6 protein-coding genes are annotated in these 10156 nt (G+C 70.3%); 2 read left to right on the top strand and 4 right to left on the bottom strand.

What is annotated here, in order from left to right:
* Positions 1–118: 118 nt before the first annotated feature.
* Complete coding sequence (locus AMYAL_RS0133370; protein ID WP_026467650.1) at positions 119–1762, top strand: tannase/feruloyl esterase family alpha/beta hydrolase; 1644 nt, start codon at positions 119–121, stop codon at positions 1760–1762.
* A gap of 151 nt (positions 1763–1913) precedes the next feature.
* Here AMYAL_RS0133370 and AMYAL_RS0133365 read toward each other — a convergent pair whose 3' ends face one another.
* The 4 genes from AMYAL_RS0133365 to AMYAL_RS0133350 all read right to left on the bottom strand — a co-directional run bounded on the left by AMYAL_RS0133365 (position 1914) and on the right by AMYAL_RS0133350 (position 9176).
* Positions 1914–2576, bottom strand: coding sequence for an ABC transporter ATP-binding protein (locus tag AMYAL_RS0133365; protein ID WP_020635638.1), 663 nt, complete (start codon positions 2574–2576; stop codon positions 1914–1916).
* Positions 2576–3268, bottom strand: a complete 693-nt coding sequence (locus AMYAL_RS0133360; protein WP_020635637.1) for an ABC transporter ATP-binding protein — start codon at positions 3266–3268, stop codon at positions 2576–2578. The genes AMYAL_RS0133365 and AMYAL_RS0133360 overlap by 1 nt, the downstream gene beginning before the upstream one ends.
* A complete protein-coding gene (locus AMYAL_RS0133355; protein ID WP_026467649.1) occupies positions 3261–5840 on the bottom strand; it encodes an FtsX-like permease family protein in 2580 nt (859 codons plus the stop codon). Before AMYAL_RS0133355 ends, AMYAL_RS0133360 begins: the two co-directional genes overlap by 8 nt.
* 147 nt (positions 5841–5987) lie before the next feature.
* Complete coding sequence (locus AMYAL_RS0133350; protein WP_020635635.1) at positions 5988–9176, bottom strand: AfsR/SARP family transcriptional regulator; 3189 nt, start codon at positions 9174–9176, stop codon at positions 5988–5990.
* A 95-nt stretch (positions 9177–9271) separates the two neighbouring features.
* Between AMYAL_RS0133350 and AMYAL_RS0133345 the strand changes: the two genes are divergently transcribed.
* On the top strand, positions 9272–10150 hold the full coding sequence (locus tag AMYAL_RS0133345) for an NAD(P)-dependent oxidoreductase (RefSeq protein ID WP_020635634.1): 879 nt from the start codon (positions 9272–9274) through the stop codon (positions 10148–10150).
* Positions 10151–10156 lie beyond the last annotated feature (6 nt).

The following is a 10156-nucleotide window of genomic DNA, read 5'->3' as shown; positions in this document are numbered from 1 at the left end:
CGAACTGGACAACCCGGATGACCCTGCGAGCCGTCCCGAAACACGGTGGACAACACACAGCGGCCGGGCCAGGGTGAATGAGCCAACCAAGGCTGATCCGGGAAACTGGGGTGGGGAAATGCGGCGGTTGTCCATGCTCGGCGTGGCAGCGCTCATCACGGCAGGCTCGATACTCACGGCTCCGGCGGCCACCGCCGGTGAAACGACTTTCCGCCCGGTGCGCACCTGCGCCGACCTGGTGCGGACCTACGACATTCCCGGCGCGATCACGCACGTCGAGACCGCGACCGTGGTACCGGCGACGGCGACCGAACCGGAGAACTGCGATGTCCGCGGGCACGTCGAACCGGCGGTGCAGTTCCAGTTGCGGCTGCCGACCAAGACGTACGCGGGCCGCTACCTGCAGTTCGGCTGCGGCGGGTTCTGCGGCGCCGTCACTCCGCCGCCGTTCACCGACTGCGGGCTGCCGCACGGCGGCGACGTCGCTGTCGCGGCCACCGACGACGGCCACGTCGGCACGACCCCGCTCGTCTTCGACGACGGCAAGTGGGCCGCGAACGACCAGGCCGCCCGCGACGACTTCGCCTTCCGGGCGCCACACGTGGTCTCGAAGGCGTCCAAGCGCCTCATCTCGGCGTTCTACGGCGCTCCGCCGAAGAAGTCGTACTTCAGCGGCTGCTCCGACGGCGGCCGTGAGGCGCTTCTGCTGGCACAGCGCTACCCGCACGACTTCGACGGCATCGTCGCCGGCGCGCCGGCCGGCTACTGGGGGCCGCTGATCGGCGCCTACCAGACCTGGCTCGCCAAAGTGAACACCGGCGCCGACGGCAAACCCATCCTGACCGGGGACAAACTCCCGGCACTGCACGCCGCGGCACTGTCCTCCTGCGACAAGGTCGACGGTCTCGCCGACGGCGCGATCGACGACCCGCGGGCCTGCCGCTTCGACCCGGCCACGATCGCCTGCCCGCCGGGCACCGACAACGCCGGGTGCCTCACCGCGGCACAGGTCGAGGCCACCAAGAAGATCTACGCCCCGCCGACCGACGAACGCGGCCGCAAGCTGTACCCCGGTGGCCAGACCGTCGGCTCCGAACTGTCCTGGTACGGCTGGACCATCGGGGCACCCGAGTTCGGTGGCGTCCCGTTCGCGCGGGCACTCGCCGACAACTACCTGAAGTACATGGCCTACCCGATCGGGGCACCGCATTCGTCGGTCGACGAGTTTGCCTTCACTTCGCGTGAATTCGACAGGCTGACCCCGGAAGGCATCCGCTCCAACGCGATGTCGACGGATCTGCGCGAATTCCGCCGTGCCGGCGGGAAACTCGTGCTCTGGCATGGCTGGGCGGACCAGGCGATCCCCGCGGCGGGCACCGTCGACTACTACCAGCGGCTCACCCGCGCCAACGGCGGCCATGCCGCGACGCAGGACTGGGCGCGGCTGTTCATGGTGCCGGGGATGTATCACTGCGGCACCGGCGACAAACTGACCGAGTACGACCCGCTGAAGGAGCTGGTCTCCTGGGTCGAGCGCGGCACCGCGCCGGACCGGACGATCGCCACCGGCCGCGGCGCCGACGGCAAGGTCTTCCGCACCCGGCCGGTGTTCCCGTACCCGCTGCAGGCCAAGTACGACGGCACCGGAAGCGTCGACGACGCCGCGAACTTCGTACCTGTACCGCCTTCGAGGCCTTCGCAGGATCTCGTGAACTGGGCGGGGAACGACCTGTACGGCAAGGCCGGTCCTGTTGCTCCCTAACGCGTGACTCGCGTGATCAGACACGGAACTCGCGTGATTGGAGACCGCACACCCGAGTGCGGCATCCAATCACGCGAGTTCGCCGTCTGATCACGCGAGTCACGTGCCCAATCACGCGAGTCACGTCTTCGAGCCCCGGCGAGCGGGCCGCCTAAGACAGCACGCCGTCCAGCAGCCGTACCCGCCGGTCCGCGATCCGGTGCACGTCGTCGTCGTGCGTCGCCACGATGACCGCGGCGCCCTCCTCGGCGCAGCGCCGCAACAGCCGAAGCACCCGCGGGGTGCTCCCGGCGTCCAGATGCGCCGTCGGCTCGTCGGTGAGCAGGACCCGCGGCCGCCCGCTGACCGCCCTGGCGAGCGCGACCCGCTGCTGCTGCCCGAACGACACCTCGAGCGGATAGCGGTCGCCGAGGTCGCCGATCCCGAGTTCCTCCAGCAGTTCCGAAACCCGCGCGTGGATGTCCTTCGCGCTGGGCTTGGGGACGTCGGACCGGAGCCGCAGCGGCAGCGCCACGTTCTCCGCGATCGTCAGTTCGTTCGCGAGACCGAGAGCCTGAGGCAGGACGGCGCAGGTGTGCCACGCCGGAGCGCCCGCTATCGGGACGCCGTCCAGCAGGACACTGCCGGAATCGGGCGAGTCGAAGCCACACAGCAGGGCCAGCAGCGCGCTCTTGCCGGAACCGGACCGGCCGGACACGGTGACGAGTTCGCCCGCGGCCACCCGCAGTTCGAGCCCGCGCAGGACTTCGACGTCCCCGCTGGGATGGGGGAACCGGCGGCGCAACCCGACGGCCTCGAGGGCGGGTTCCGCCATCACGGCACGACCTCCCGTTCTTCGACTTTTTCAAGTCTGCCTTTGTGCATCCGCGCGACCCGGCTGCCGAGTTCGATGAGCCTGTCGTCGTGCGAGGCGACGATGACGGCGAAATCCTGATCCGCCAGGTACTTCAGCGTGTCGAGCACCCGGTCCGCCGACCCTTCGTCCAATTGGGACGTCGGCTCGTCGGCGAGGACGACGGTCGATCGGCGCGCCAGGGTGCAGCCGAACGCGAGGCGCTGCTGCTGCCCGCCCGACAGCGCGGTGATCCGCCAGGCGCCGGTCCCGCCGAGCCCCAGCTGGTCGAGGATGTCGTCGGGCAGGCATTCCGTCCCGGCCGATTCCGCCGCCGCACGGAGATTGTCGGCGACGCTCAGATACCCGAGCAGGTTGTCGGTCGGGTTCTGGAACACCAGGCCGAGGTGGTTCCGCCGCAGCGCCCGCCGGTCGCGATGCCGCAGCTTGCCGGTTTCCGTTCCCTGGAAGGAGATCGTGCCCCGGACAGGCTGCTCGAACAGGCCGAGCGTCCGCAGCAGGGTGGATTTGCCGGAGCCGGACGGTCCCGCCAGCACGGTGATCCCGCGCGCGGGGATGTCGATGGTGACGTCGTCGACTCCGGTGACCGTGCCCGCCGGCGTCTGGTAGTCGACGCCGATCCCGCTCAGCCGGAAGATGGGTTTCTCAGGCACGGATCAACTCCGCGGTCCGGGCGGTGCGCACCGAGCGCATCGCGATCCAGCCAGCCAGCGCGACGACGAGCACGCCGACGGCCAGCACGGTCAGGGCGAGCGGGGTCGGGTTGGGCAGGGCCGACCTCGGCGCGAGGAACGTCGCCGGATCGAAGCGCGGCACCGAAAGACCCGCGACCGAAATCCCGCAGGCGACGCCGATGACCACCGCCAGCCCGCTGAGCGCGCCCAGTTCCATCAGATGACTCGCCAGCAGCGCCCGCGGCCGCATCCCCATCCGCAGGACCAGCGCGCCTGCCAGCGCGTTCTGCCGCCGCCGGACTTCGACCGCGACCAGCAGCGACAGCACCGCCACCACCCCGAGCACGGCGCCGAGTAGCGCCATGAACGAGAACGTCCACGACACGACGTAGAACGGAAGCGCGTCGAGCGCGGACTCACGAGTCACGCGGTTGACCGCCGTGACCACTCCGACGGACGTCAATGCCCCGGTCACCTGAGTCATCGACGAGCCGGACAGCAGGCTCCACTTCGGCACCGCGCGCAGCTGCGCCTCACTGAGCGATTCGCGGGAGATCACGTAGCCGGCCTTGGTGCCGATGATCGGGAACATCGGTACTTCGCCGACGGTCCTCGCATCGGGGAGACCGGCGGCCAGTTTGGGTTTCTGCGCGGCGTCGGTCCCGACCCGGATCGCCGGGATACCCGTGCCGGGGCTCGACAGCTCACCCAGCAAGCGGTCGACCTCGTCACCGTCGAGCGGGCCGAGCGTGGCACCGCGCCGGAAGGTCTGCGGATCCACCACCAGCACGACGTTTCCGGTACCGGTCAGCTCGCCGACGATCGTGGTGGTGCCGCTGATCTCCGCGGGCAACCGGACCTTGCCGGTGCCCACGACGCTTTCGGTGTCGACCCTGGTCTCGGCCCCGACGAAGATGGCCGACTTCGTCTGCAGCGCTTCTTCCTGACCACGGGCGATCCCGATCCCGGTCGCCAGGGTCCCGATGGCCAGCGTACCGATCACGAGGACGCCGGTGACCGGCGCGCGGGCGCTGGCGAGCCGCCGGATCGCCAGTTGCAGCGCCGGCCGTGACCACAGCCGCGCGCGATGCGAGGCGAGGAGCCCGAGCCAGGCCAGCCGTGCGGCGAGGAGGCCGACGGTGAGCACGACGAACACCGGGTAGGTGAGGGCGAGCGGGTCGACCTGGGGGAGCGGGTTGCCGATCCGGGATCCCTTGCTGTAGTCGACGAGCCGGTTCCACCCCAGCAGGGCGACGCCCGCGGTCAGCAGCTCCCACGGGAAGATCGCCAGCAGCTTCACCCCCTTGCGGCGTCCTGACCTGACCCTGCCGAGTTCGAACTCCCGATGAGTGCGGAAGGCGATCACCCCGGCCAGCAGCGCGAGCGAAACGAGCAGGATCGCGGCCGCGACGAGAGACCCCGCCAGCAGCGCCCCGTCGCCCAGTTCACCTGGTGGTCCGTACACTCCGAGCAACAGCCGCGCGAGCACCGCTCCCGCCGCGCCACCGGCGACGATGGGCAGCCCGAGTTCGGCCACGGCCAGCATTCCGAGCGCCCCCGGTGCGCTGCCGCGGGCGGACAGCAGCCTCAGCTGCGGGTGCCTGCGCTGGTACCACTGCAAGGCGACGGTGCCGATTCCGGCGCAGCCGACCAGGATGCTGATGGCCGCGAGCGGCAGGATCGAGACCAGGACGTTCGATTCGGCCTGGTTGCTGATCTCCACCGAACGCTCGAACGGCACCGATCCGACGATCGCGTCACCGAGGCCACGGCCGCTCAGATCCGCCTTGACGTCGGCGATGAGCGCCTTCGACCGCTCCAACAGGTCCTCGGCCTCGCTCACCGTCTTGGGAGGAGCCTCGTAGAACGACATGTGCAGCGCGGCGAACGACGGGACGCCCAAAGCACGGACCGCGTCGTCGAACGTCTTCCCGTCGGTGGCGAACATGACCGAGTCGAGCGGATCGTTGGCGAGCCTGCTGACGACGGCGTTCCGCTGCTGCGAGCACCACCAGCGCGGCGCCGGGTCGGAAAGGTCGCGGTACAGCCCGTTCACCGGGGGCAGCGGGGTGCCTCCGACCTTCGGAACGGCCCCGGTTTTGATCCCCTCCGCCTTGGCCACGACGGTGCCGAGCAAAAGCCCGCCGGCGCCCGCTGTCCCGTCGGCCAGCTCAAGGTGGCCCGGAACCGCCTGATCGCGGTGGGCGATGGTGACCTTGTAGTAGGGAACGCCGTTGAACTCGGTGCCGAAGAGATACGGCGTGTAGCGGGAGGTGACCGGCGCGGCGAAGCCGTGCGCCGGAGCGTTCCGCCGGACCGAATCGATGATCTGCGGGGCGGCCGCGGCGGGGACGTTGTTCTTGTTGAAGACCGGCCCGTAGTAGTCCGGGCACGCGATGCCGGACTGGTACTCGACCGCCGCGCCGCCCGCGGCCGAGGCCTGCAGGATGGCGGCGGTACCGAGGAAACAGGCCAGCAAGGCCGTCACTGCGGCGATGATCAAAGTCAGAGGGCTGGTCAACGCCGCCCGCGGAGCCGCTCGCCACGGCATCGTCACCCTGGGCCCGCTGGGAGCCCCCCACCTCACCCGCATGGCTAAGCACGCTACCGGTCACGGCGGCTCGGCGACAGAAAAAAATCACCCTTTGTTGTCGACGTGAAGTAAAGCGTGGTCCATTGTGGTGACACGGGTGCATGGTCATTGACTGTCGGTCACCAGCTGATCGATCGGTGTCGCCGCGCCCGCCTCCCTTGCCGCCGAGAATGCGTTTTCTCCGAGGGCCTCGACGATGGCGCCGGCGATCCTGTCGACGTCGCCGCGTTCGCCCTTCGCCAGGGGAGCGCCCGCCGATTCACGGGAGGCCGCCGCAGCCCCCAGCAACCGCGCGGCCAGGCGGTAGTCGCCGGCAGCCGCTTCCGCGCCGGCCAGACCTTCCAGGCCGAGCGCGATCGCGCGAGGATCCTCGCTGTGCCGGGCGAGAGCGAGACCGTCCAGCTGGAGACGCTTCGCCTTCGCCGTGTCCCCGCGCTGCTCGGCGATGAACCCGAGTTCGGCGAGGACCAGGGTGCTGCCCGCTTCGGATGCCAACCGGCGATGCCAGTCCAGAATGGACAACAGCCGTTGCTCCGCCTCCTCGAACCGGCCCTGCCGTCGCGCGCCGAGCGCGAGACCTGTCTCGGCGTAGACCTCGCCGGGTTTGAAGCTGTGCTCGACCGCCAGCGCCCTGGCCCGCTCGTGGAACTCCTCCGCACCCGCGAAATCACCGGTGAGCAGCGCTGTCCGGCCGAGCCAGGACAGTTTGTAGGCGACCTCCGGCCACAACTCCAGTTCCTCCGCGCGGCGCAGGCTTTCGCGGTGGACGCGGGCGGCGTGGTCGTAGTCCCCGGCGATCGAGGCCAGCATCCCGACGACGAACGACGCCTGCAGCCAGCCCCAGCGCTCGCCCAGCCCGTCGAAGATCCCGGCACTCTGCGCGGCTATCCGGCCACCACCGGTGAGATCTCCGCCAGAGATCAGGTGGCTCGCCCTGTCGCTCAGCGCGGCCGCGGCGCCCCAGTCGTCACCGATGTCGCGGGCGGTTTCCAACGCGCCGAGAGTGAGCTTCTCCGCCCGGCACAGATCGCCGATCGTGGACCATGCGTAGCCGAGGAACCACAGCGTCCGGGCCCGTGCCACGGGATCGGCGATGCCCCACGCTGTTTCCTCTGCCGCGTCCTCGGTGCCTGTGCCGTCGAGCACGGCGATGCCGGCGCGCCACCCGAGAGCCTGCGCGCGCTCGTCGCCGGTGGTGATCTCCGTGTCGAGCACGAGGTTCAGTGAGCGCCGGGCCTCGGTGAGCCGTCCGCGAAGGAACCAGAACCAGGTCGTCGCGTTCACCAGCCGCAACGCGAGCCGATGTTCGCCCTGCCGCAGCAGCGTTTCCAGGGCGCGCCGGGTGTTGGCCCCTTCCGCGTCGAGCCTGTCGAGCCAGCGCCGCTGTTCCTTGCCGCGAAGCCCCGTGTCGCCGCGTTCGGCCAGTTCGACGTGGAAACGGGCGTGCCGTAGATGCAGTTCGTCGAGTTCGCCCGCCTGATCGGCCTGGTCCAAGGCATAGGCCGAAACGGATTCCAGCAGCCGGAACCGCGGTTGGCCGGACCTGCCCGTCCTGCTGACCACCAGCGACCGGTCGACGAGCCGGGACACCAGGTCCAGGACGTCGGCCGACGCGATCTCACCGCCCGCGCAGACCGCTTCGGCCGCGTCGAGACCGCAGCCTTCGGCGTGGACGGCGAGCCTGCGCAGCACGATCTGTTCGGGCTCGCTCAGCAGGCTCCAGCTCCAGTCGATCATCGCGCGGAGGGTCTGCTGTCGGCGTGGCCCGCCTCGCCTGCCCGAGGACAGCAGGCCGAACCGGTCGTCGAGGCGGGCGAGGAGTTCGTGCACCCCGAGCGTCCGGACCCTGGTGGCGGCGAGTTCGAGCGCGAGCGGGATCCCGTCGAGTGTGTGGCAGATCCGGGCGATCACGGCCGCGTTGCCCGCGTCGAGAGCGAACCCAGGGGCGGCCGCCGCGGCACGGGCGGTGAACAGCCGGACCGCGCTTGACTCCCGTACGGCGGCGAAATCCGCCTCCGCGGGCAGTTCGAGCGGCGGGACCGCCCAGACCTGCTCTCCTGGCAGGCCGAGCGGTTCCTGACTGGTGGCGAGCACGCGCAGTCGGGGAGCGGCCGCCAGCAGCCGCTCCACCAGCGCGGCGACCGGTTCGACGACCTGCTCGCAGTTGTCGAGGACGAGCAGGATCTCCTTGTCGCGTAAGGCGTCCGCCAGCGACTGTGTCAGCGTCTTGGCCGAGTTGGCCTCTTCTCGGAGGTCCAAGACCGCCGTGAGGACGACGGCGACCAGATCCTCCGGCGGGCACGTCGGGCACTCGACGTTGTCCAGGCCTGCCAGCTCGACCAGCCAGGTGCCGTCGGCCATGGCGAGCTTCGACGCGGCCTCGATGGCCAGCCTGGTCTTGCCCACCCCGCCGGGACCGGTGAGGGTGACCAGCCGCGCGTCGGTGACCAGCGACCCGACCTCCTTGACCGCCGTCGTGCGGCCGATCAATTCGGTCAAGGACTCCGGCAGGTTCCCGCGCACCGGCTCGGCGGCTCGGACGGGCTCGAGATCCGGGCTCCGGGTGAGGATCGCCTGGTGCAGAGCGGCGAGATCGGGCCCTGGTTCGAGACCGGACTCGTCACGCAGGCGGGACCGCAGTTCGGCGTAGGTTTCGAGCGCCTCACCGTGCCGCCCGGCGGCGTACAACGCGCGCATCAGCAGCCCTCGGAGCCGCTCCCGGAGCGGATGCCGTGACACCAAACCCACGAGTTCCGCGGTGAGGGCGTCATGTTCGCCGAGCGCCAGCCGGGCATCGGCTCGCTCCTCTTCGGCGAGCAGCCTTTCCTCCTCCAGCCGCTGCGCGGCGGCCACGGCGAAGAGTTCGTCCTCGAAGCCGGCGTACGCGGGCCCTCGCCACAACGCCAGCGCGTCCGCCAGCAGCGCGGCACGGGCACGCGGGTCCACGGCGTCCCTGGCACGGGCGGTGAGCGCGCGGAATCGATGGACGTCCAGATCTCCGGGCTCGACGGCGAGGACGTAGCCGGCGGGTTGATGAGTCACGATCTCTCTCGCGCCCGGCTCGGCCCGGTCGAGGGCGCGGCGCAGCTGGGAGACCTTGGTCTGCAGGGTGTTGCCCGGATTACCCGGCGGATGCTCGCCCCACAGGTCGTCGGTCAGCGACGACACCGACGCCGCCCTGCCCTCCCGGCTCAGCAGCCCGGCGAGCAGGAGGCGGACCTTCGCCTCGGGCACGACGACGGACTCGCCCGCGGTCGTCCACACGGCGAGTGGTCCCAGCAGTCCGAAACGCACGAAACCGACGTTAGCGCGAGGCACCGACAGAAGCGTGCGTGAGGCCGTGCGCGGACCCGCAGCGATCCGTGCGCGGGCGGCGGCACGGTGGTCCCATGAGCGAACACGGCAAGACCCCGGTGACGGTACTGGGGCTGGGCGCGATGGGAACCGCGCTCGTGGAGGCACTACTGGCCGCGGGACATCCGGTCACCGCGTGGAACCGGACCGCGAGCCGCGCCGAGGGCGTGGCGGCGAAGGGGGCAACGGTCGCGCCGACCGTGGCCGAAGCCCTCGCGGCGAACGAGATCGTGATCGCGTGCCTGCTCGACTACGACTCGGTGCACGAGGTCCTGGACCCGGTCGCGGCCGGGCTCGCGGGACGGCAGCTGATCAACCTGACCAACGGCACCCCCGGCCAGGCACGCGAGATGGGCGCGTGGGCCGAGGAGCTGGGTGCGGAGTACCTGGACGGCGGCATCATGGCCGTCCCGCCGATGATCGGCACTCCGGCGTCGTTCATCTTCTACAGCGGCTCGGGCACCGTTTTCGGCCGGGCCCGCACCGCGCTCGACACCTTCGGCGGGGTCAACTACCTCGGCGTCGATCCCGGTCTGGCGCCTCTGTACGACCTCGCGCTGCTCAGCGGGATGTACGGCAACTTCATCGGCGTCATCCAGGCCTACACCTTGGTCGGCTCGGCCGGGGTCAAGGCGAGCGAGCTGACTCCGCTGCTCCGCGGCTGGATGGAGGCGATGCTGAGCAGCTTCCTGGACCGCGCGGCCGAACAGATCGACAGCGGTGACTACGGGACCGACGTCGTGTCGAACATCGCGATGCAGGCCGCCGCGTTCCCGAACCTCGCCAAGGCGGCGGCGGAACAAGGTGTCAGCGCCGAACTGCTGGCCCCGTTGCAGTCGCTGATGGACAGGCGGGTCGCCGCCGGACACGGCGCCGAAGACCTGGTCGGCGTCATCGAAATCCTCAAGAAGTAAAAGGAA

Source organism: Amycolatopsis alba DSM 44262 (assembly GCF_000384215.1).
Lineage (GTDB): Bacteria > Actinomycetota > Actinomycetes > Mycobacteriales > Pseudonocardiaceae > Amycolatopsis > Amycolatopsis alba.
This window is presented reverse-complemented; position numbering and strand designations above follow the sequence as displayed.